This is a genomic window from Pseudomonas sp. CG7 (assembly GCF_023701885.1).
Classification (GTDB): domain Bacteria; phylum Pseudomonadota; class Gammaproteobacteria; order Pseudomonadales; family Pseudomonadaceae; genus Aquipseudomonas; species Aquipseudomonas zanjanensis.
Genome location: NZ_JABAEE010000042.1, coordinates 1 through 21,182 on the forward strand (window position 1 = coordinate 1; position 21,182 = coordinate 21,182).

A 21,182-nucleotide genomic window follows, 5' to 3' on the forward strand; every position below is an offset into this window, starting at 1 on the left:
CGCTCTGCTGAAAGGGCAAAGCGAATACCAACCAAAAGCGGCTTGAGGGCTTCCCCTCAACCATAGAATCTCCCACAGGGGACAGTTGAGTTGCCACTGGATTAGCCGTTGTACGTAGGATGCCTCCTCCGTCGCTGTTATAGTTTTGCTCTTGCCGTGAACCGAGCCGTCCCATGTCCAGTGCCACCGCTCCTATCCTGATCACTGGTGCAGCCCAGCGCGTCGGCCTGCACTGCGCCCGACGCTTGCTGGAGGACGGGCAGCCGGTGATCGCGACCTATCGCACCGAACGCCCCGGCGTGCAGGCGTTGCGCGATTTGGGGGCGACGGTGCTGTTCGCCGACTTCTCCAGCGAAACGGGAATCCTGGCCTTTATCGAACAACTCAAGCAGCACACCGACCAGCTGCGGGCCATCGTGCACAACGCCTCGACCTGGATGCCCGAGGCGCCTGGCAACGAAGCGACGGCTTTCAGCGCCATGTTCGGCGTGCACATGCTCGCGCCTTACCTGATCAACCTGCATGGCGCCGAACTGCTGCGGCGTTCAACGCCCGCGGATATCGTGCACATCAGCGATGACGTGACTCGCAAGGGCAGCGCCCGGCATATCGCCTATTGCGCCAGCAAGGCCGGCCTGGAAAGCCTGACCCTGTCGTTCGCGGCGAAGTTCGCCCCCGCGATCAAGGTCAACGGCATCGCCCCGGCCCTGCTACTGTTCAACCCCGAAGACGACGCGGCTTACCGCGCCAAGGCCCTGGCCAAGTCCGCGCTGGGTATCGAACCTGGCAGCGAAGTGATCTACCAGAGCCTGCGTTATCTGCTGGACAACCCCTATGTCACCGGCACGACCCTGACCGTCAACGGCGGGCGGCACGTCAAATAGCCTTGTTTCGAGGATGCACCATGACGCTATCCCTGCCCCAGCACTACCGCGAGATCCTCATCGGCCTGGGGGAGAACCCCGAGCGCGAGGGTTTGCTCGATACCCCGGTGCGTGCCGCCAAGGCCATGCAGTACCTTTGCCATGGCTATGAACAAAGCGTCGAGCAAATCGTCAACGGCGCGCTGTTCGCCTCTGACAGCGATGAAATGGTGATCGTCGCCGACATCGAACTCTATTCACTCTGCGAACATCACCTGTTGCCCTTCATCGGCAAGGCCCATGTGGCTTATATTCCTACCGGCAAGGTCTTGGGGCTGTCGAAGATCGCCCGGTTGGTGGACATGTTCGCCCGCCGCCTGCAAATCCAGGAGAACCTGACCCGGCAAATCGCCGACGCGGTGCAGCAGGTCACCCAGGCCGCCGGCGTGGCGGGGGTGATCGCGGCCCAGCACATGTGCATGATGATGCGCGGTGTCGAAAAACAGAACTCGACCATGAACACCTCGGTGATGCTCGGCGCCTTTCGCGATTCCAGCACCACGCGCCAGGAGTTCCTGCAATTGATTCGACGGAGCAAGTAAATGCCACAACTTCAGCCAGCCATGGCACGTATCAAGGTCAAGGACCTGCGCCTGCGCACCTTCATCGGCATCAACGAGGATGAAATCCTCAACAAGCAGGATGTGTTGATCAACCTGACCATCCTCTACGCTGCCCAAGAAGCGGTGCGCGACAACGACATCGACCACGCGCTGAACTACCGCACCATCACCAAGGCGATCATCGCCCACGTGGAAGGCAACCGCTTCGCCCTGCTCGAACGCCTGACCCAAGAACTGCTCGACCTGGTCATGGCTAATGAGTCGGTGCTGTACGCCGAAGTCGAAGTGGACAAGCCGCACGCCTTGCGCTTCGCCGAGTCCGTATCGATTACGCTCGCGGCAAGCAGGGCTACTTCGTAGCAGCCAAAAGCTTCAAGCTGTAAGCTTCAAGCCTGAACACCGCAAACCCACTTTCAGCTTGAAGCTTGCCACTTGAAGCTGTCTCGCAGAGACCCCCATGAACGACCAACAACGCCTCGAACTCGAAGCCGCCGCTTTCCGTCGGCTGGTTGCCCACCTGGACAGCCGCAAGGATGTGCAGAACATCGACCTGATGAACCTCGCCGGCTTCTGCCGCAACTGCCTGTCCAAGTGGTACAAGGCCGCCGCCGATGAGCGCCAGGTCGAGGTCAGCCTCGACGACGCCCGCGAAGTGGTCTATGGCATGCCGTACGCCGAGTGGAAAGCCCTCTACCAGAAAGAAGCCAGCGCCGAACAACAGGCGGCGTTCTCCAAAGGAAAACCCGATGTTTGATCTTGCCACCCTGCGTACCCGTCTCATGAGCGGTGAACATGCCTTCGCCGACACCCTGGCCTTTATCGCCGCCGGCTACGACTACCAACCCCAGGCTTTCAACAACGGCGGCGTGCAAAACGCCGCCGGGCAGAACGAAGGTTCGTGCAAGACCCTGGGCCTGGCGCTGCTCGAAGGCTTGAGCAATGAAGAAGCGCTGCTGGCATTCGGCGAACATTACCGTTCGGTGCTGGCCACGCCCGAAGGCAGCGATCACGGTAATATTCGCGCGTTGATGGTCCATGGGCTGGCGGGTGTGACGTTTGAGGCGCAGCCGCTGCAGCGGCGTTGATCCGAGCCCCGCTCTGTAGCCAGGTCCGCTTTTGTGGCGAGGGAGCTTGCTCCCGCTGGGCTGCGCAGCAGCCCCAAACAATCAAACTCAATTTGCCTGACACTCCGAGTTGCCAGGTTTCGGGGCCGCTTCGCGCCCCAGCGGGAGCAAGCTCCCTCGCCACGGGCTGCACATCTCAAGTAAGCGGCGCCTCACCACATCCCGACTTTTAAGATTGACCCGGCAACTTTATTTCGTTTGCCGGGCGCCTCTGCTCGCGGCTTAGATAACGGAAATCTCTCCTTCGTCCGGGCCGTCCTCCATGAGCAGCGAAACCATCAGCCAATCGATCTCTATCGTGCATCCCGTCAGCCTCAGCCACGGCAAGAATGCCGAGGTCTGGGACACCGACGGCAGACGCTACATCGATTTCGTCGGCGGCATCGGTGTATTGAACCTGGGCCATTGCCATCCGCGCATCGTCGAGGCGATCCGCGAACAGGCCACCCGGCTGACTCACTACGCCTTCAACGCCGCGCCTCACGCGCCCTACATTGAGTTGATGGAACGTCTGGCGGCGTTCATCCCGCTGGGCTACCCCGTCAGCGGCATGCTCACCAACAGCGGCGCCGAAGCGGCGGAGAATGCCTTGAAGATCGTGCGCGGTGCCACGGGCCGTACCGCCGTGATCGCGTTTGACGGCGCCTTTCACGGCCGCACCCTGGCGACCCTCAACCTCAACGGCAAGGTCGCGCCCTACAAACAGAAAGTTGGCGTGCTGCCCGGGCCGGTGTATCACCTGCCGTACCCCAGCCAGGACAACGGCATCACCTGCGATGAGGCGTTGAAGGCCATGGAGCGGCTGTTCAGCGTCGAGATCGACGTGAATGACGTGGCCTGTTTCATTGTCGAGCCGGTGCAGGGCGAAGCCGGCTTCCTGGCGTTGGACGTGCCCTTCGCCCAGGCCCTGCGGCGGTTCTGCGACGACAAGGGCATTGTTCTGATCGTTGATGAGATCCAGTCCGGCTTCGGCCGCACCGGCCAGCGCTTTGCCTTCCCCCGGTTGGGCATCGAGCCAGACCTGGTGCTGCTGGGTAAAAGCATTGCCGGCGGCGTGCCCCTGGGAGCAGTGGTGGGCCGCAAGGCGCTGCTGGACAACCTGCCCAAGGGTGGCTTGGGCGGCACCTACTCCGGCAACCCCCTTGCCTGCGCCGCCGCACTGGCGACCCTGGACGAAATGACCGACGCCAACCTGACCGCCTGGGGTGCACAACAGGAAGAGGCGATCGTCAGCCGCTACGAATCCTGGCGCCGTCGCGGGCTGAGCCCTTACCTGGGCCGCCTGACCGGTGTCGGCGCGATGCGCGGCATCGAACTGAGCCACGCCGATGGCACTCCGGCCTCGGCACAACTGACGCAACTGCTGGCCTTGGCACGGGAAGCGGGCCTGCTGCTGATGCCCAGCGGCAAATCACGGCACATCATCCGGCTGCTGGCGCCGTTGACGACCGAGCCGGCCGTGCTGGAAGAAGGATTGGATATCTTGGAGGCGTGCCTGGCGAAGCTGGCCTGACAATCGATCTTCTGACCAAACAGAGGACTTGTGGGAGCGGGCTTGCTCGCGAAGGCGGTGTGTCAGTTAGCATCGATGTCGACTGGAACACCGCCTTCGCGAGCAAGCCCGCTCCCACAGGGTCCACCGGCAGATATCCAAGCACAAAAAAACCGGCCGAAGCCGGTTTTTTTGTACCCGATGAATCAGAACGATGCGTTCTGCAGGCCATCCAGGTAACGCTCGGTGTCCAGGGCTGCCATGCAACCGGCACCGGCCGAGGTGATCGCCTGGCGGTAGACATGGTCAGCCACGTCGCCGGCCGCGAAGATGCCTTCGACACTGGTGGCGGTGGCATTGCCGTCGCGGCCGCCCTTGACTACCAGGTAGCCGTCCTTGAGTTCCAGTTGGCCTTCGAACAACGAGGTGTTCGGGGTGTGGCCGATGGCGATGAAGACGCCGTCCACTGTGATCTCGTCAAAGCTGCCGTCGTTGTTCTTCAGGCGGGCACCGGTCACGCCCATGTTGTCGCCCAGCACTTCGTCCAGGGTCGCGTTGAGCTTGAGGATGATCTTGCCTTCGGCGACGCGGGCGTTGAGCTTGTCGATCAGGATCTTCTCGGCGCGGAAGGTTTCGCGACGGTGGATCAAGGTGACCGTGCTGGCGATGTTGGCCAGGTACAGGGCTTCCTCGACGGCGGTGTTGCCGCCACCGACCACAGCCACTGGCTTGTTGCGGTAGAAGAAGCCGTCGCAGGTGGCGCAGGCCGAAACACCTTTGCCCATGAACGCTTCTTCCGACGGCAGGCCCAGGTAACGAGCGCTGGCGCCGGTGGCGATGATCAGGGCATCACACGTATAGGTCGCGCTGTCGCCGGTCAGGGTGTACGGCTTGGCGGCGAAATCCACGGCATTGATGTGATCGAAGACGATCTCGGTCTCGAAGCGCTCGGCGTGTTCCTTCATGCGCTCCATCAGGGCCGGGCCGGTCAAGCCGTGGACGTCGCCCGGCCAGTTGTCGACTTCGGTGGTGGTGGTCAATTGACCGCCGGCCTGCATGCCGGTGATCAGCAACGGCTTGAGGTTGGCACGGGCCGCATAGCCCGCAGCGCTGTAACCGGCAGGGCCGGAACCAAGGATAATCACTCGCGAATGACGCACTTCAGACATGACCTGCTCCTGTTGACCGGACCTTGCGGGCCGGAACGCCGGGTGAGCGGCGCGAATAAAAAAGGACCGTTGACGCACTTGGGGAAGGCTTGGGTTCGACAGTCCTGGAAAAGAATGGGTGCAGCGTATCGAGGGAGCGAAGATTAAGGAAATACGGTTTAACAATCCAGCTCATAGGTGAGCTCTATCCCCGGCGGTCCTTTTAATAGGCGCCTTCGCCTCAAGAAACGTTGTTACACGCCATGTCGCCGCTTTCCCGGGCGGGGCAAAGCCGGTAAGGTCGGCGCGTTCATCTTCGCTCGGAGCCACCTATGCCCGCCCCCGTCCTGTCCGGCCCGCAATATCTGCGAGAAGGCCTCAAGCTGGTCTTGAGCCCGGGCCTGCGCCTGTTCGTCCTCTTGCCCCTGGCGATCAACCTGGTGCTGTTCGTCGGATTGATCTACCTGGCCGGCCATCAGTTCAGCCTGTGGGTCGATACGCTGATGCCGTCGCTGCCGGAATGGCTGAGTTTCCTCAGCTACGTGCTCTGGCCATTGTTCGTGGTGCTCGTCGTGTTGATGGTATTTTTCACCTTCACCATGCTCGCCAACATCATCGCGGCGCCGTTCAACGGTTTTCTCGCGGAAAAGGTCGAGGTGGTCATCCGTGGCACCGACGATTTTCCGGCCTTCAGCTGGGCCGAGTTGATCGCCATGATCCCCCGGACCCTCAGCCGGGAGGCGCGCAAGCTGGGTTATTTCCTGCCCCGCGCCCTGGGGCTGTTCGTGCTGTCGTTCATCCCCGTGGTCAATCTGGTGGCGGCGCCACTGTGGCTGCTGTTCGGCGTGTGGATGATGGCGATCCAGTACATCGACTACCCGGCGGACAACCACAAGTTGGGCTGGAACGAAATGCTCGCCTGGCTGCGGGAAAAACGCTGGCAGAGCCTGGGCTTTGGCGGCAGCGTCTATCTCGTGCTACTGATCCCGGTGGTGAACATCCTGATGATGCCGGCGGCGGTGGCTGGGGCGACATTATTCTGGGTGCGCGTGCAAGGCGCCGAGACCGCGTTGGCCCGTCAGGGCTGAGCCGGTCACAAATCCATCATCCAGGCGTCACAATGACGAAATGGCCCCGGTCGACACTGGGGTCATGACCACACCCCTGCACATTACCCTGATCACCGAAACCTTCCCGCCGGAAATCAACGGCGTGGCCAACACCTTGGGCCGCCTGTACGACGGCTTGCGCGCCCGCGGGCATCAGGTCGAGCTGATACGACCTCGCCAGGCCGACGACCCGCGCCAGGCCAGTGACGACCAACTGCTGCTGTGCCGGGGCTGGCCGCTACCGGGTTATCCGGGCTTGCAGTGGGGCCAGGCGTCGATGCACAAACTCCTCCGGCGCTGGAAACGCCATCGTCCGGACGTGCTGTACATCGCCACGGAAGGGCCGCTGGGTTTGTCGGCACTGCGGGCGGCGCGTCGCCTGGGCATCTCGGTGGTCAGTGGTTTCCATACCAATTTCCAGCAATACACCCAACAGTACGGCCTCGGGCTGTTGAGTCGCGGGCTCACCCATTACCTGCGCTGGTTTCACAACCGCTCCAGCCTGACCCTGGTGCCCAGTCTCAGCCAACGCCTGGAATTGGAGCGGCGCCATTTCGAGCGGGTGGCGTTGTTGTCCCGGGGCGTGGACAGCCAACTGTTCCATCCAATCAAGCGCTCGGCGAGCCTGCGCGAAGCGTGGGGCCTGGGTGACGATGACATCGCCGTGATCCATGTCGGACGCCTGGCACCGGAGAAAAACCTCGGGCTGCTCAAGCGCAGTTTCGACACGCTGTGCAGCGCTTTCCCGGGGCGCCGGATGAAACTGGTGGTGGTCGGCGACGGCCCGCAGCGGTCCGCGCTGGAGCAGGCATTGCCCGAGGCGATCTTTTGCGGCTCGCAACGCGGCGAGGCGCTGGCCAGCCACTATGCGTCCGGGGATGTGTTTGTCTTTCCGAGCCTGACCGAAACCTTCGGCAATGTGGTACTGGAGGCACTGGCGTCCGGGCTGGGGGTGGTGGCCTACGACCAGGCCGCCGCGGCGCAACATATTCGCCATGGCTACAACGGCGTGCTGGCGATGCCGGGGGATGAAGAGGCGTTCTGCGATGCCGCCCGTTGGCTGCTGGAAGAGCGCGAGACCTTGCGTTGTGTGCGACTCAATGCACGCCAGCATGCCAGTCGCCAGGGGTGGGCGTCGGTGTTCGAGCAATTTGAAGCGCAGTTGCGAGGGGTTAGCGTGGGTGAGCAGGTGATGCCTGCTGCGCCGACTGTGCGCTGATTGTTTGGTGATGCTGAGGCCGCCATCGCGAGCAAGCTCGCTCCCACAGGGGTTCTCGGCTAAACACAAAAATTGTGCGCGCTGAAGATGAAATGTGGGAGCGAGCTTGCTCGCGATGGCGTCGGATCAGGCGCCGCTTAGACCAGGGTCATCAACGCCTCGCGACTGAACGGCAAGATCTCTTGCTCCCGCCCTTCACGGACTTTTTGCGCCCAGTCCGGATCCACCAGCAGAGCACGCCCCACCGCCACCAGGTCGAACTCATCGTTGTTCAAGCGCTCCAGCAGCTTTTCCAGGCTGGCCGGTTGCGCGACTTTGTCGGTGTTGACCATGAACTGCAGGAACTCGCCATCCAGGCCGACGCTGCCCACGGTGATGGTGGGCTTGCCGGTGAGCTTGCGGGTCCAGCCGGCCAGGTTCAGCTCGGAGCCTTCGAATTCCGGCTCCCAGAAACGTCGCGTCGAACAGTGGAAAATATCCACGCCCGCTTCGGACAACGGTTTGAGGAATTCGCCCAAGGCTTCAGGCGTCTGCACCAGGCGCGCGGCGTAATCCTGCTGTTTCCATTGGGAGAAGCGGAAAAAGATCGGGAAGCCCTCGCCCACCGCCGCACGCACGGCACGGATCAACTCGATCGCAAAGCGCGAACGGTTGGCCAGGCTGCCGCCGTAGCCGTCGGTGCGCTGGTTGCTGCCGTCCCAGAAGAACTGGTCCACCAGGTAACCGTGGGCACCGTGGAGCTCCACTCCGTCCATGCCGATGCCCTGGGCGTCTTTTGCCGCTTGGGCGAAGGCCGCGATGACATCGTCGATGTCCGCCTGGGTCATGCCGTGGACCACCACCTGGCCGTCCTTGAGCTTTTCGGTCGGACCGTAACCCGGCACGCTGGCGTCCGGCTCGGTGCCGATGCGTCGCACGCTGCCCACGTGCCACAACTGTGGAACGATCTTGCCGCCTTCGGCATGCACCGCATCGACCACCTGCTTCCAGCCGGCCAACGCTGCATCGCCGTAGAAATGCGGCACGTTCGGGTAGCCGTTGGAGGCCTTGTGCCCGACCGTCGTGCCCTCGGTGATGATCAGGCCGACCCCGGCCGCCGCGCGACGACGGTAGTACTCGATCACCTTGGCGTTCGGCACGCCGCCCGGCGAAAAGGAACGGGTCATCGGCGCCATCACCACCCGGGTCGGCAACTCGAACGCGCCGAGGTGGAAGGGTTTGAACAGGGCTTTTACAGGCATGGGGCACTCCACGGAACGAAGTCACAGGTCGGATATGACGACGATAATATGGAGCACGAGGGGCGCTGGACAGCACTATTGATTTGAATGATCAAGGATCAAAAGGGAGCGGTGAGTACCACAGCCTCAAGCACGCTCCCTGTGGCGAGGGAGCTTGCTCCCGCTCGGTTGCGCAGCAACCGCAAAAAGCCAGGGCCGCTTCGCAGCCCAGCGGGAGCACGCTCCCTCGCCACAAAGGGACCGCCATACATTATTGGGATCAAGCCAGCGCTTTTTCGATCGCCTGGATCACGGAAGGATCATCCGGCGCCGTGCGCGGTGAGAAACGCGCCAGCACCCTGCCGTCCTTGCCGAGCAGGAATTTTTCGAAGTTCCAGGTGATGTCCCCGGGAAACTCGGCCCCCTCGCCCGCCAGCAGGCGGTACAACTGATGACGTTCATGACCATTCACGTCCAGCTTGCTGGACAGCGGGAACGTCACGCCATAGTTGAGGCTGCAGAACTCCTGGATTTCCTGCTCGCTCCCCGGCTCTTGCCCGGCGAACTGATTGCAGGGCAGGCCCAGCACGCTGAAGCCCTTGTCCTTGTATTGCTGATAGAGATTTTCCAGCGCCGCGTACTGAGGCGTAAGGCCACATTTGGAGGCGACGTTGACCACCAGCACGACTTGCCCCTTGAAAGGCGCCAGAGGAAGCTCCTGACCATCCAGGGCTTTCAGTTTAAGGTCGTGGAAAGCACTCATGACGAACTCCAGGTTTGCGGATCTTTTCGAAACAGCCATGGGTGATGCTAACAGCAGCGACTAAAAAGGCGCCATAGGGCGCCTCTCCAGTCAACTTGAGCGTAGCGCAGAAATCAATGGTGATGGCCGCCTTCACCATGGACGTGACCATGGGCGATTTCTTCCTGGCTGGCGTCACGGATGTCAACGATCTTGACTTGGAAGTTCAAGCGCTGACCGGCCAACGGGTGGTTGCCGTCAACGGTGACGTCGTCGCCTTCCAGGTCGCGGATGGTGACGATCTGCATCTGGCCATCGGGCGCCGAGGCGTGGAACTGCATGCCCACTTCCAGCTCATCCACGCCTTCGAACATGCTGCGGCTCAAGGTGCTGACCAGCTCAGCGGAATATTCGCCATAGGCGTCTTCCGGCTCAACGGCGACTTTCAGCTCGTCACCGACGGCTTTGCCTTCCAGGGCCTTCTCCAGGCCTGGAATGATATTACCCGCGCCTTGCAGGTAGACCAGCGGAGCGCCGCCGGCAGAGCTGTCGATGACCTCACCAGCGTCGTTGGTCAGGGTATAGTCGATGGAGACAGCCTTATTGGCGGCGATCAGCATGGGGCGAGACCTTTTGCATAAGAATGAAGAACGGACAAGTCTAAACAAGGATTTGCCCGAAAGCGAACGGAACCCGGACAAACGGGCTAGCTCGAACAGACCGACGGTCACCGGTTTCCATCAGGACGAGGACGGACACTGGGTGGCCGAGCTGTCCTGTGGCCACACCCAGCACCTGCGTCACCAACCGCCGTGGCAGTCTCGGGCCTGGGTGCTGGACCCTGCGCAACGTATTGGAAAAATAGGCCAGCCCTTTGATTGCGGCTGGTGCGCTCAAGGCCCGGTTAGCGATAACCTTGGCGACTGAATCGTGGGTAGACGGCCAGTCATAGGTCGCGCCATTCCCCCTTAGAGAATTCGCATGCAAACTTTTTTTATCGCGCCCACCGATTTTGGGGTGGGTCTGACCTCCATCAGCCTCGGGCTGGTGCGTACCCTTGAACGGGCCGGGCTGAAAGTCGGCTTTTTCAAACCTATTGCCCAGCCGCATCCCGGCGACACCGGGCCAGAGCGCTCCACCGAGCTGGTGGCCCGCACCCATGGTCTCAAGCCGCCGCAACCCCTGGGCCTGGCCCATGTGGAGCGCATGCTCGGCGATGGCCAGCTCGATGAACTGCTGGAAGAAATCATCACCCTTTACCAGCAAGCGGCCATCGGCAAGGACGTGCTGGTCGTCGAGGGCATGGTCCCGACCCGCAACGCCAGCTACGCCGCCCGGGTCAACCTGCACCTGGCCAAGAGCCTCGACGCCGAGGTCATCCTGGTGTCGGCACCGGAAAACGAAGTGCTGACCGCGCTTTCCGGGCGGGTGGAGTTGCAAGCGCAGTTGTTCGGCGGGCCGAAGGACCCGAAAGTCCTCGGGGTGATCCTGAACAAGGTCCGCACCGACGAAAGCATGGTAGCGTTTTCCGCACGGCTCAAGGAGCACTCGCCCCTGTTGCGCAGCGGCGATTTCCGCCTGCTCGGTTGCCTGCCGTTTCGCCCCGAACTCAATGCCCCGCGCACCCGCGACGTGGCCGACCTGATGGGCGCACAGGTGCTCAATGCCGGCGACTACGAAACCCGGCGCATGAGCAACATCATCATTTGCGCCCGCACCATGCGCAACACCGTGGAACTGCTCAAGCCCGGCGTGCTGGTGGTGACGCCTGGCGATCGCGACGACATCATCCTTGCCGTGAGCCTGGCGGCAATCAACGGCGTGCCACTGGCCGGCCTGTTGCTGACCAGCGACACGCTGCCCGACCCACGCATCATGGACCTGTGCCGCGGCGCCTTGCAGGCAGGGTTGCCGGTGCTGTCGGTGAGCACCGGCTCCTATGACACCGCCAACCTGCTCAACGGCCTGAACAAGGAAATCCCCATCGATGACCGCGAACGTGCGGAGATCATCACCGATTTTGTCGCCAGCCACCTGGACGCCAAATGGTTGCACCAGCGCTGCGGCACGCCACGGGAAATGCGCCTGTCGCCAGCGGTGTTCCGCTATCAGTTGATCCAGCGCGCCCAGGCCGCCAACAAACGCATCGTCCTGCCCGAAGGCAGCGAACCGCTGACCGTCCAGGCCGCCGCCATCTGCCAGGCCCGGGGCAGTGCCCGTTGCGTGTTGCGGGCCAAGCCGGCCGACGTCGAGGCGGTGGCCCGCGCCCAAGGCATCGAACTGCCGCCAGGGCTGGAGATCCTCGATCCGGACTCGATCCGCGAGCGCTACGTCGAGCCGATGGTGCGATTGCGCAAGAGCAAGAGCCTGAACGCGCCGATGGCCGAGCAGCAACTGGAAGACACCGTGGTTATAGGCACCATGATGCTGGCCCTGGATGAAGTGGACGGACTGGTCTCCGGGGTCATCCACTCCACCGCCAACACCATCCGCCCAGCCTTGCAACTGATCAAGACCGCGCCAGGCTGCTCGCTGGTGTCCTCGGTGTTTTTCATGTTGATTCCCGAAGAAGTGCTGGTCTACGGCGACTGCGTGATGAACCCGCACCCCAGCGCTGCGGAGCTGGCGGAAATCGCCCTGCAAAGCGCCGACTCGGCCGCCGCGTTCGGCATCACCCCACGGGTGGCGATGCTCAGTTATTCCAGCGGCGAGTCGGCCAGTGGCGAAGAAGTGGAAAAAGTCCGCGAAGCCACCCTGCTGGCCCACGAAGCCCAGCACGGCTTGCTGATCGACGGCCCGCTGCAATACGACGCCGCCGCCAACGAAACCGTGGCCCGGCAACTGGCGCCCAACAGCCAAGTGGCCGGCCGGGCGACGGTGTTCATCTTCCCGGACCTCAACACCGGCAACACCACCCACAAGGCCGTGCAGCGCAGCGCCGATTGCGTCAGCCTCGGGCCGATGCTGCAAGGCTTGCGCAAACCGGTGAATGACTTGCCCCGTGGCGCCCAGGTCGACGACATCGTGTACACCATCGCCCTGACTGCGATCCAAGCCGCCAACCGACCTTTGGATATTTAAATGCTGGACTTCCTGCCTGCCCCCTTGCGCGGCGTCATTGCTTCGCTGCTGTTGGCCCTGAACACCATCGCCTGCTGCACACCTCTGTTCATCGTGGCGATCTTCAAGCTGGTGCTGCCCTTCCCCGCCGCCCAGCGCTTCACCGACTGGCTGATGAGCCACATCCATGAAGCCTGGATCAGCAACAACAAGGCCTGGATGAACCTGGTGCGGCGTACCCGCTGGCACCTCAGCGGCTTGGAGGGCCTGGATTACCAGCACTCGTACCTGATCACCAGCAACCACCAGAGCTGGGTCGACATCATGGTGTTGCAGTACGTGTTGAACCGGCGCATCCGGCCGTTGAAGTTTTTCCTCAAGCAAGAGCTGATTTGGGTGCCGGTGATCGGCCTGGCCTGGTGGGCCCTGGGTTTCCCGTTCATGAAGCGCTACTCCAAGGCTTACCTGGAAAAGCATCCGGAGAAGAAAGGCAAGGACCTGGAAACCACCCGCAAAACCTGCGCGATGTTTCGCGACAACCCCGTGGGCATCTTCAACTTCGTCGAAGGCACGCGTTATACCGAAGGCAAGCACGCCCAGCAGCAGGCACCGTTTCGCTACCTGCTCAAGCCCAAGGCCGGTGGCATCGCGTTCGTGCTCGATGCCATGGGCGAACAATTGGAGTCGATCATCAACGTGACCATCCATTACCCGGGCGGACGTCCTGGGTATTGGGATTTGCTCTGCGGCAACGTTGGCGAGGGGGTGGTGCATTGCCAGGCGCTGACGATCCCGCCCCAGTTCATTGGTAAAAGCTACGACCAGGACGGTGCCTATCGCCTGGAGTTCCAGGGCTGGATCAATCAGTTGTGGCAGGACAAGGATGCGTTGCTTGCGCAGATGCATCGGGAGTATCCCGCCAAGTCTTGAGGTGGCTGCACCGGCCTCATCGCGAGCAAGCTCGCTCCCACAGGTATTTGCCTCAGCGCTGACCATTGTGGGAGCGAGCTTGCTCGCGATGGCGCCCCTCCAGACAACAAAAAAGCCCGCCGATGATCACTCATCGGCGGGCTTTTACTTGCCGCTTGAAGCTAGAAGCTTGCAGCTGTTTCCCTTAGATCGCCCCACGCTTGCGCAACAGATCCAGCACCTGCTTGACGCTTTCTTCCAGGGTCAGCGCCTGGGTGTCGATCACCAGGTCGGCATCCAGCGGCACGTCATACGGGAAGGACTCGCCCGGGATGTTGTCGCCGGCCGCGGCATAGAGCCCTTGCGGATCACGCTGGGCACACACCGTTGGCGAGGCCTGGACGTAGACCGTCAGCAGACGCTCACGGCCGATCAGGTCCTTGGCCTGCTCGCGCCCTTCGGCACTCGGCGCAACGAACGCGGCCAAGGTCAGCAGCCCCGCGTCGTTGAACTGACGAGCGACATGCGCCGCACGGCGCCAGTTCTCGGTCCGCCCGGCACGATCCTGCGGCAAGCCCTTGTTCAGGTCATGACGCAGGTTCTGGCCATCGAGGACAAAGACCGCACGGCCCGAGGCGAACAACTTGCGCTCGACCGCATAGGCCAGCGTGCTCTTGCCAGCGCCCGACAGGCCACTGAACAAGATTGTCGCCGGCTGCTGGCCGAAACGCTGGGTGCGTTCTTCCACCGACACATGGGCCAGTTTGCCGTGGTGCGTGCTGCTGCCGTGGGTCAGCGGCTGGGCGACGATCATGCCGGCGCCGACCGTACCGTTGGTCAGGCGATCGATGACGATGAACGCGCCAGTGGTGCGGTTGCTCTCGTAACCGTCCAGGGCGATCGGCGCATCCAGGGCGATCCTCACCTTGCCGATTTCGTTGAGCTGCAACGCGCTGGCCGGACCTTCTTCCAAGGTGTTCACATCGACCTTGTTGACGATGCTGGCAATCGAGCCCGGCACGTAGCTGGTGGCACGCTTGATGTCATATTTCTTGCCCGGCAGCATCGGCTCTTCGGCCATCCACACCAGCAGCGCTTCGAAGCTGTCGGTGACCGGCGGCACGTTGTCGGCATGCACCAGCAGGTCGCCACGGGAGATGTCGATCTCGTCTTCCATGGTCAGCGTCACTGCCTGGCCTGGACCGGCGTGTTCCAGCTCGCCTTCGAAGGTGACGATGGATTTCACGCGGCTGCTCTTGCCTGACGGCAGCACCACCACTTCGTCGCCCTTGTGCACGATGCCGCTGGCGAGGGTGCCGGCGAAACCGCGGAAGTTGAGGTTCGGACGGTTGACGTACTGCACCGGGAAACGCAGGTCGGTGAAGTTGCGGTCGCCCGCCACTTCCACGGTCTCGAGGATTTCCATCAGCGACTGGCCGGTGTACCACGGCGAACGCTCGGACTTGTTCACCACGTTGTCGCCCTTGAGGGCGGACATCGGCACGAAGTGCATGCTGGTGGGCTTCATCTTCAAGCCTTCGGCGAACTTCAGGTAGTCGGCCTTGATTGACTCGAACACGCCCTGGTCGAAGTTCTTGAGGTCCATCTTGTTGATGGCCACGACGATGTGCTTGATGCCCAGCAACGAGGCGATGAAGCTGTGGCGACGGGTCTGGGTCTGCACGCCGTAGCGGGCGTCCACCAGGATGATCGCCAGGTCACAGGTGGAAGCACCGGTGGCCATGTTGCGGGTGTACTGCTCATGGCCTGGGGTATCGGCGATGATGAATTTGCGCTTGGCGGTGGAGAAATAGCGGTACGCGACATCGATGGTGATGCCTTGTTCGCGCTCGGCCTGAAGGCCATCGACCAGCAACGCCAGGTCGATGTCGTCACCGGTGGTGCCGACTTTCTTCGAATCGCGGGTGATAGCTTCCAGGTGATCTTCGTAGATCATCTTGGAGTCGTGCAGCAGGCGCCCGATCAGGGTGCTCTTGCCGTCGTCGACGTTACCGCAGGTCAAGAAGCGCAGCAGCTCTTTACGCTCGTGCTGGCCCAGGTAGGCGAGGATGTCCTCGCTGATCAAATCAGATTGATGCGACATGACAGCCCCTTAGAAATAACCTTGACGTTTTTTATCTTCCATCGAGCCTGCGCCATCGTGGTCGATGACCCGGCCCTGGCGCTCGGAAGTTCGCGTCAGGAGCATTTCCTGGATGATGTCCGTCAGGCTTTCGGCCTCGGACTCCACCGCGCCCGTCAACGGGTAGCAGCCAAGGGTACGGAAACGCACTTTCTTCTTGACGATACGGGCCTTGTCTTCGTCGGACAGGTGCTCGAGGATGCGCTCGTCGTCGATCATGATCAGCGTGCCGTTCTTCTCGATCACTTCACGCTCGGCGGCGAAGTACAGCGGCACGATCGGGATGCCTTCGAGGTAGATGTACTGCCAGATGTCCAGCTCGGTCCAGTTCGACAGCGGGAAGACGCGGATCGACTCGCCCTTGTTGACCTTGCCGTTGTAGACGTTCCACAGCTCCGGGCGCTGGTTCTTCGGGTCCCAGCGGTGCTTGCTGTCACGGAACGAGTACACGCGCTCCTTGGCGCGGGATTTCTCTTCATCGCGACGGGCACCGCCGAACGCAGCATCGAAACCATACTTGTCCAAGGCCTGCTTGAGGCCTTCGGTCTTCATGATGTCGGTGTGCTTGGCACTGCCGTGGGTGAACGGGTTGATGCCCTGCGCCACGCCGTCCGGGTTCACATGAGTGATCAGGTCCAGGCCCAATTCCTCGACCATGCGGTCGCGGAACTTGTACATTTCCTGGAATTTCCAGCGGGTGTCGACGTGCATCACCGGAAACGGCAGCTTGCCGGGGAAGAACGCCTTGCGTGCCAGGTGCAGCATCACGGCGGAGTCTTTACCGATGGAGTACAGCATCACCGGGTTATCGAACTCGGCGGCCACCTCGCGGATGATGTGGATGCTTTCCGCCTCCAGCTGTTTCAGATGCGTCAGTTTGTCGACCATGGCTACTCACGAAAACTTTCTTATGAACGGCCAGCGGGCCGTGTTCGAGCGGGGAATCCTAGCACAGCGACCTCTTCTAATCAGGGCGCCAACTAGATCGAAACAGCATATGGATATGCCCAGTGGTTCGGGCCCCGCACCGGTCTTTTTGTGGGAGCGAGCTTGCTCGCGATAGCGGTGTGTCAGCCACATTAATGTCGACTGATCCGCCGCCATCGCGAGCAAGCTCGCTCCCACAGGGGTTAGTTCCCATAGGGTTATAAACAGTCAGATCGGATTCGGGCAATCGATGAAGATGTGTTCCAGGGCAAAGCGTCGCGCCAGGTAGTCACCCAGCGCCTGGACGCCGTAGCGCTCAGTGGCATGATGCCCGGCGGCAATGAAGCTGACGCCGTTCTCCCGGGCGCTGTGGAACGTCTGCTCCGAGGCCTCGCCGCTGAGGTAAAGGTCGACACCTGCGAGCACCGCCTGATCGATATACCCCTGGCCGCCACCGGTGCACCAGCCGACCCGACGGATCATCTGCTCGCCTTCGATCAGCAGGGGCTCGCGGCCCAAGGCTTCCTGGACCTTGCGCGCGAAATCCCGGGCCGTCATCGGTTCGGACAGAGAGCCGACCAGGCCGACAATCTTGGGATTATCCGGATCCAGCGGCCCCTCGACGGTGATGTCCAACTGGCGGGCCAGTTGCACGTTATTGCCCACTTCGGGGTGCAGGTCCAGGGGCAAGTGGTAAGCCAACAGGCTGATGTCATGCTTGAGCAACGTCTTGAGACGACGCTGTTTCATGCCGGTGATACAAGGGTTCTCGCCCTTCCAGAAATAACCGTGATGCACCAGCACCAGGTCGGCCCCGGCCTCGACAGCCGCATCGAGCAAGGCCTGGCTGGCGGTGACGCCGCTGACGATGCGCCTCACCTGGGGCGCGCCTTCGACCTGCAGGCCGTTGGGGCAATAATCGGCAATCCGGCTGCTGGCCAGGTAACGGTCCGCTTCTTCTACCAGGGTGTTCAGGGCGCCGGCCATGAAAAGACTCCTAAATATCCCGTTCAGAGGCGCGCGCGGCCTCGTATAATGCGCGACATTATGGGCGGTCTCATACCGCCTGCAACCTTTGTAGGACGTGCTTAATGCTCAAGGCGCTGCGTTTTTCCGGCTGGCCGCTATTGGCCGGTGTGCTTGTCGCTCTACTGATTATCCAGCGCTACCCGGAGTGGGTTGGCCTGCCGAGCCTCGACGTCAACCTGCAGCAGGCGCCGCAAACCAAGGCGGTGCTGCAGGGGCCGGTGTCCTATGCCGACGCCGTGACCACCGCCGCGCCGGCCGTGGTGAACCTGTACACCACCAAGGTCATCAACAAACCCAGCCATCCGCTGTTCGAAGACCCGCAATTCCGGCGCTTTTTCGGCGACAACTCGCCCAAGCAGAAGCGCATGGAGTCGAGCCTGGGGTCGGGCGTGATCATGAGCCCGGAAGGCTACATCCTGACCAACAACCACGTCACCAGCGGTGCCGACCAGATCGTGGTGGCCCTCAAGGACGGCCGTGAAACCCTGGCCCGGGTGATCGGCAGCGACCCGGAAACCGACCTGGCGGTACTGAAGATCGATCTCAAGAACCTGCCAGCCATCACCATCGGCCGCTCCGACAGCATCCGCATCGGCGACGTGACCCTGGCCATCGGCAACCCGTTCGGCGTTGGCCAGACCGTGACCATGGGCATCATCAGCGCCACCGGGCGCAATCAGTTGGGCCTGAACAACTACGAGGACTTCATACAGACCGACGCCGCGATCAATCCCGGCAATTCCGGTGGCGCGCTGGTGGATGCCAACGGCAACCTCACCGGGATCAACACGGAGATCTTCTCCAAGTCCGGCGGCAGCCAGGGCATCGGTTTCGCCATTCCGGTGAAACTGGCGAGGGAGGTGATGAAATCCATCATCGAACACGGCCAGGTGATTCGTGGATGGCTGGGGATTGAAGTCCAGCCGCTGACCCAGGAACTGGCGGAATCCTTCGGCTTGTCCGGGCGGCCCGGCATCGTGGTGGCGGGGATCTTCCGCGACGGTCCGGCGCAGAAGGCCGGCCTGCAACTGGGCGATGTGATCCTGAGCATCGATGGCGAACCGGCCGGCGATGGCCGCCGCTCGATGAACCAGGTGGCGCGGATCAAGCCCACCGACAAGGTGACGATCCAGGTCATGCGCAACGGCAAGGAGCTCAAGCTCACCGCCGAAATCGGCCTGCGCCCACCGCCGGCGCCGGTCGCGGTCAAGGAAGAACAATAACCGCGCAGCACCGTGGCGAGGGAGCTTGCTCCCGCTGGGCTGCGAAGCAGACCCAACAGGATTGAATGCAATCGGTCTGGTGTTTTTGAGGTGGCAGGTTTAGGGCTGCTGCGCAGCCCAGCGGGAGCAAGCTCCCTCGCCACAAAAACGGCGTTCGGCTCCACGTTTTCAGAGAAAGATAAATAGCATAAATTCTCATTAGTAGTGTTATATTGTTTCAATCTCAAGGTTTGGAACAACATAACATGTCATCCCTGAAACGGATTTCCATCGCCAGCCTCACCCTGGGCCTGCTCGGCGATCCGGCCTACGCCGAAGAAATCCAGCCGCTGGAGCTGGACGCCATCACCGTAACGTCCGACTACGAATCCGCCACCGGGCCTGTCACGGGCTATCGCGCCACCCGCTCCGCCAGTGCAACCAAGACCGACACGGCCCTGCGTGACATCCCGCAATCGATCAGCGTGATTCCCGCCAGCGTGCTCAAGGACCTGGGCAGCACCAGTGTTGAACGGGCATTAGAGTATGCCGGCGGCGTGTCGAAGCAGAACAACTTCGGTGGCCTGACGCTTTACGAATACAGCGTGCGCGGTTTCACCACCTCGGAGTTCTACAAGGACGGTTTCAGCGCCAACCGCGGCTATCCGAGCACCCCGGACGCCGCGAACATCGAACGCATCGAAGTGCTCAAGGGCCCGGCGGCCAGCCTGTATGGCCGAGGCGACCCTGGCGGCACGGTGAACATCGTCACCAAGAAACCGCAACCGGAAGCCTTCACCACGCTGCAAACCAGCGCCGGAAGCTGGGATCGCTACCGAACCGCGCTGGACGTCAACACGCCACTGGACGCCGAAGGCAACGTGCTGTCACGGGTCAATCTGGCGGTCGAGGACAACAATAGCTTTCGCGACCATGTCGGCAGCAAACGTGTTTTCGTTGCGCCTTCCATCAGTTGGCAACTGAGCCCCGATACGCGGTTGCTGGTGGAAAGCGAAATCGTGCGCCACAGCTCGACGTTCGACCGCGGCATCGTCGCTCCGAACAATCGCTGGAGCGGCGTTTCCCGCTCGACTTTCCTGGGCGAGCCCAACGACGGCGACATCGACAATCACAACAACATGCTCCAGGCCGCCCTCGAGCATCAGCTCAACGACGCCTGGCAACTGCGCCTGGCCAGCCACTACAAGCAGGGTGAGCTCTGGGGTTTCGCTTCCGAAGCGCAGCCGTTGAACGCCGATGGCCGCACGGTGAACCGCCGCTACCGCGAACGCGACAACAACTGGCACGACAGCATCACTCAGTTTGAATTGCGTGGCCTGTTCGACCTCGGACCCTGGCAGCATGAACTGCTGATCGGCAGCGAATACGAGGACTATCGCAAGAACGAGCGCGGGACCAGGATCCTCGGTGGCAGCTACCCCATCGACATCTATCAGCCGGTCTACGGCCAGCCGAAACCCAATGGTGATCGGATCGGCACGGATTTCTTCGAGCGAGTGCAAAGCCGCGCGCTGAACCTGCAAGACCAGATCGTCTTCACCGACAAGCTGCGGGGCATGCTTGGCGTGCGCTACGAGCATTTCGAGCAGAGCATCGAAGACCACAACACCAATCTCACCAGCCGCCAACGCCACGACGCCCTGACCCAGCGGGCCGGCCTGCTGAATCAATTGACGCCCGAGGTCGGCCTGTTCGCGAACGCCTCCACCTCGTTCAAGCCCAACAACGGCCTGGATGCCGGCGGCAAGACTTTCGATCCCGAGGAAGGGGTCGGCTATGAAGTTGGGATCAAGAGCGAGTTGTTCGACGATCGCCTGAGCACCACCCTGGCGGCGTTCCGTATAGAAAAGGAAAACGTTCTGGCTCAGACCGCAGGGACTGATTTCTACAGTGCCATTGGCAAGGCCCGCAGCCAGGGTATCGACTTGCAACTGACCGGGCAGGTGACCGACGCCGTGCGGGTGATCGGCGCCTATGCCTACATCGACGCCGAAGTGACCAAGGGTGACCCGGGAAATCCCACCGGCAGCCGGATCCTCGGCGTCGCCAAACACAGCGGCAGCCTACTGGGGGTCTACGAATTCCAGGATGGGCACCTGCGCGGCTCGGATGTTGGCGCGGCGTTTACGTACGTCGGTGATCGCTCGGGCGAAGCCGGCAAGGATTTCGAACTGCCGGCCTACCACACCGTGGACCTGCTGGCCCATTACAAGGCCAGCGATGACGTCACCGTGGGCCTGAACCTGAATAACGTCTTCGACGAAAAATACTACGAACGCTCCTACAGCAATTACTGGGTCACTCCCGGCGATCCGCGCAACTTCACTGTCAGCCTCACCCTCGATCTATAA

20 protein-coding genes are annotated in these 21,182 nt (G+C 62.0%); 13 read left to right on the forward strand and 7 right to left on the reverse strand.

From position 1 onward, the window contains the following. The first annotated feature begins 173 nt into the window (after positions 1–173). The 6 genes from folM to HGO40_RS17590 all read left to right on the forward strand — a co-directional run bounded on the left by folM (position 174) and on the right by HGO40_RS17590 (position 4,123). Positions 174–884: a dihydromonapterin reductase gene (folM, locus tag HGO40_RS17565; RefSeq protein WP_250964035.1), complete on the forward strand. Its 711-nt coding sequence runs from the start codon at positions 174–176 to the stop codon at positions 882–884. A 20-nt stretch (positions 885–904) separates the two neighbouring features. After that, positions 905–1,465 carry a GTP cyclohydrolase I FolE gene (folE, locus tag HGO40_RS17570; RefSeq protein ID WP_250964036.1) on the forward strand — a complete coding sequence of 187 codons (561 nt, stop codon included), beginning with the start codon at positions 905–907 and terminating at the stop codon, positions 1,463–1,465. Beyond that, positions 1,466–1,846, forward strand: a complete 381-nt coding sequence (gene folX / locus HGO40_RS17575; protein WP_025211888.1) for a dihydroneopterin triphosphate 2'-epimerase — start codon at positions 1,466–1,468, stop codon at positions 1,844–1,846. Positions 1,847–1,943: 97 nt separating this feature from the next. Beyond that, the gene (locus HGO40_RS17580) at positions 1,944–2,240 is read left to right on the forward strand and encodes a DUF1244 domain-containing protein (protein ID WP_250964037.1); all 297 of its coding nucleotides are present in this window, start codon (positions 1,944–1,946) and stop codon (positions 2,238–2,240) included. After that, positions 2,233–2,571, forward strand: a complete 339-nt coding sequence (locus HGO40_RS17585; RefSeq protein WP_250964038.1) for a HopJ type III effector protein — start codon at positions 2,233–2,235, stop codon at positions 2,569–2,571. Before HGO40_RS17580 ends, HGO40_RS17585 begins: the two co-directional genes overlap by 8 nt. Before the next feature lie 301 nt (positions 2,572–2,872). After that, a complete protein-coding gene (locus tag HGO40_RS17590; protein WP_250964039.1) occupies positions 2,873–4,123 on the forward strand; it encodes a 2-aminoadipate transaminase in 1,251 nt (416 codons plus the stop codon). 185 nt (positions 4,124–4,308) lie between these two features. Here the strand turns inward: HGO40_RS17590 and trxB are convergent, their stop codons facing one another. Further along, complete coding sequence (gene trxB / locus HGO40_RS17600; RefSeq protein ID WP_250964040.1) at positions 4,309–5,271, reverse strand: thioredoxin-disulfide reductase; 963 nt, start codon at positions 5,269–5,271, stop codon at positions 4,309–4,311. Between the two features lie 311 nt (positions 5,272–5,582). Here trxB and cysZ point away from each other — a divergent pair, with 311 nt between their 5' ends. Together cysZ and HGO40_RS17610 are read left to right on the forward strand one after the other, a co-directional pair. Further along, positions 5,583–6,338 carry a sulfate transporter CysZ gene (gene cysZ / locus HGO40_RS17605; protein ID WP_250964041.1) on the forward strand — a complete coding sequence of 252 codons (756 nt, stop codon included), beginning with the start codon at positions 5,583–5,585 and terminating at the stop codon, positions 6,336–6,338. Between the two features lie 40 nt (positions 6,339–6,378). Continuing rightward, positions 6,379–7,578 (forward strand): glycosyltransferase family 4 protein, encoded by a 1,200-nt coding sequence (locus HGO40_RS17610; protein WP_250964042.1) that lies wholly within the window; start codon positions 6,379–6,381, stop codon positions 7,576–7,578. A gap of 137 nt (positions 7,579–7,715) precedes the next feature. On the opposite strand, the gene HGO40_RS17615 is transcribed toward HGO40_RS17610, so the two are convergent. The 3 genes from HGO40_RS17615 to HGO40_RS17625 all read right to left on the reverse strand — a co-directional run bounded on the left by HGO40_RS17615 (position 7,716) and on the right by HGO40_RS17625 (position 10,160). Beyond that, a complete protein-coding gene (locus tag HGO40_RS17615) occupies positions 7,716–8,819 on the reverse strand; it encodes an NADH:flavin oxidoreductase (RefSeq protein ID WP_250964043.1) in 1,104 nt (367 codons plus the stop codon). Positions 8,820–9,078: 259 nt separating this feature from the next. Continuing rightward, positions 9,079–9,561, reverse strand: a complete 483-nt coding sequence (locus tag HGO40_RS17620) for a glutathione peroxidase (protein ID WP_250964044.1) — start codon at positions 9,559–9,561, stop codon at positions 9,079–9,081. 113 nt (positions 9,562–9,674) lie between these two features. After that, positions 9,675–10,160 (reverse strand): FKBP-type peptidyl-prolyl cis-trans isomerase, encoded by a 486-nt coding sequence (locus HGO40_RS17625; RefSeq protein WP_018612607.1) that lies wholly within the window; start codon positions 10,158–10,160, stop codon positions 9,675–9,677. Between HGO40_RS17625 and HGO40_RS17630 the strand changes: the two genes are divergently transcribed. Genes HGO40_RS17630 through yihG form a run of 3 tightly spaced genes read left to right on the forward strand, consistent with a single transcriptional unit; the run spans position 10,129 to position 13,530 of the window. Continuing rightward, entirely contained in the window at positions 10,129–10,467 is a 339-nt protein-coding gene (locus HGO40_RS17630) for a DUF3565 domain-containing protein (protein WP_250964045.1), read from the forward strand. The genes HGO40_RS17625 and HGO40_RS17630 overlap by 32 nt on opposite strands. 54 nt (positions 10,468–10,521) lie before the next feature. Then, positions 10,522–12,621 (forward strand): phosphate acetyltransferase, encoded by a 2,100-nt coding sequence (gene pta / locus HGO40_RS17635; protein WP_250964046.1) that lies wholly within the window; start codon positions 10,522–10,524, stop codon positions 12,619–12,621. Beyond that, positions 12,622–13,530: a 1-acylglycerol-3-phosphate O-acyltransferase, YihG family gene (gene yihG, locus HGO40_RS17640; protein ID WP_250964047.1), complete on the forward strand. Its 909-nt coding sequence runs from the start codon at positions 12,622–12,624 to the stop codon at positions 13,528–13,530. It begins immediately after the preceding gene. Positions 13,531–13,714: 184 nt separating this feature from the next. On the opposite strand, the gene cysN is transcribed toward yihG, so the two are convergent. The 3 genes from cysN to HGO40_RS17655 all read right to left on the reverse strand — a co-directional run bounded on the left by cysN (position 13,715) and on the right by HGO40_RS17655 (position 17,566). Continuing rightward, on the reverse strand, positions 13,715–15,613 hold the full coding sequence (gene cysN / locus HGO40_RS17645) for a sulfate adenylyltransferase subunit CysN (protein ID WP_250964048.1): 1,899 nt from the start codon (positions 15,611–15,613) through the stop codon (positions 13,715–13,717). A gap of 9 nt (positions 15,614–15,622) precedes the next feature. Beyond that, a complete protein-coding gene (gene cysD, locus HGO40_RS17650) occupies positions 15,623–16,540 on the reverse strand; it encodes a sulfate adenylyltransferase subunit CysD (RefSeq protein ID WP_003178041.1) in 918 nt (305 codons plus the stop codon). Positions 16,541–16,807: 267 nt separating this feature from the next. Beyond that, positions 16,808–17,566, reverse strand: a complete 759-nt coding sequence (locus tag HGO40_RS17655) for a Nif3-like dinuclear metal center hexameric protein (RefSeq protein WP_250964049.1) — start codon at positions 17,564–17,566, stop codon at positions 16,808–16,810. Between the two features lie 104 nt (positions 17,567–17,670). On the opposite strand from HGO40_RS17655, the gene algW reads away from it, so the two are divergent. Both algW and HGO40_RS17665 read left to right on the forward strand, forming a co-directional pair. Then, positions 17,671–18,831 (forward strand): Do family serine endopeptidase AlgW, encoded by a 1,161-nt coding sequence (algW, locus tag HGO40_RS17660; protein ID WP_250964050.1) that lies wholly within the window; start codon positions 17,671–17,673, stop codon positions 18,829–18,831. Between the two features lie 245 nt (positions 18,832–19,076). Next, on the forward strand, positions 19,077–21,182 hold the full coding sequence (locus HGO40_RS17665; RefSeq protein WP_250964051.1) for a TonB-dependent siderophore receptor: 2,106 nt from the start codon (positions 19,077–19,079) through the stop codon (positions 21,180–21,182).

What these genes read in the sequence shown, in the direction of transcription:
- folM (WP_250964035.1), top strand. Translation starts at nt 174, where the DNA reads ATGTCCAGTGCCACCGCTCCTATCCTGATCACTGGTGCAGCCCAGCGC.
- folE (WP_250964036.1), top strand. Translation starts at nt 905, where the DNA reads ATGACGCTATCCCTGCCCCAGCACTACCGCGAGATCCTCATCGGCCTG.
- folX (WP_025211888.1), top strand. Translation starts at nt 1,466, where the DNA reads ATGCCACAACTTCAGCCAGCCATGGCACGTATCAAGGTCAAGGACCTG.
- HGO40_RS17580 (WP_250964037.1), top strand. Translation starts at nt 1,944, where the DNA reads ATGAACGACCAACAACGCCTCGAACTCGAAGCCGCCGCTTTCCGTCGG.
- HGO40_RS17585 (WP_250964038.1), top strand. Translation starts at nt 2,233, where the DNA reads ATGTTTGATCTTGCCACCCTGCGTACCCGTCTCATGAGCGGTGAACAT.
- HGO40_RS17590 (WP_250964039.1), top strand. Translation starts at nt 2,873, where the DNA reads ATGAGCAGCGAAACCATCAGCCAATCGATCTCTATCGTGCATCCCGTC.
- trxB (WP_250964040.1), bottom strand. Translation starts at nt 5,271, where the DNA reads ATGTCTGAAGTGCGTCATTCGCGAGTGATTATCCTTGGTTCCGGCCCT.
- cysZ (WP_250964041.1), top strand. Translation starts at nt 5,583, where the DNA reads ATGCCCGCCCCCGTCCTGTCCGGCCCGCAATATCTGCGAGAAGGCCTC.
- HGO40_RS17610 (WP_250964042.1), top strand. Translation starts at nt 6,379, where the DNA reads ATGGCCCCGGTCGACACTGGGGTCATGACCACACCCCTGCACATTACC.
- HGO40_RS17615 (WP_250964043.1), bottom strand. Translation starts at nt 8,819, where the DNA reads ATGCCTGTAAAAGCCCTGTTCAAACCCTTCCACCTCGGCGCGTTCGAG.
- HGO40_RS17620 (WP_250964044.1), bottom strand. Translation starts at nt 9,561, where the DNA reads ATGAGTGCTTTCCACGACCTTAAACTGAAAGCCCTGGATGGTCAGGAG.
- HGO40_RS17630 (WP_250964045.1), top strand. Translation starts at nt 10,129, where the DNA reads ATGGAGACAGCCTTATTGGCGGCGATCAGCATGGGGCGAGACCTTTTG.
- HGO40_RS17625 (WP_018612607.1), bottom strand. Translation starts at nt 10,160, where the DNA reads ATGCTGATCGCCGCCAATAAGGCTGTCTCCATCGACTATACCCTGACC.
- pta (WP_250964046.1), top strand. Translation starts at nt 10,522, where the DNA reads ATGCAAACTTTTTTTATCGCGCCCACCGATTTTGGGGTGGGTCTGACC.
- yihG (WP_250964047.1), top strand. Translation starts at nt 12,622, where the DNA reads ATGCTGGACTTCCTGCCTGCCCCCTTGCGCGGCGTCATTGCTTCGCTG.
- cysN (WP_250964048.1), bottom strand. Translation starts at nt 15,613, where the DNA reads ATGTCGCATCAATCTGATTTGATCAGCGAGGACATCCTCGCCTACCTG.
- cysD (WP_003178041.1), bottom strand. Translation starts at nt 16,540, where the DNA reads ATGGTCGACAAACTGACGCATCTGAAACAGCTGGAGGCGGAAAGCATC.
- HGO40_RS17655 (WP_250964049.1), bottom strand. Translation starts at nt 17,566, where the DNA reads ATGGCCGGCGCCCTGAACACCCTGGTAGAAGAAGCGGACCGTTACCTG.
- algW (WP_250964050.1), top strand. Translation starts at nt 17,671, where the DNA reads ATGCTCAAGGCGCTGCGTTTTTCCGGCTGGCCGCTATTGGCCGGTGTG.
- HGO40_RS17665 (WP_250964051.1), top strand. Translation starts at nt 19,077, where the DNA reads ATGTCATCCCTGAAACGGATTTCCATCGCCAGCCTCACCCTGGGCCTG.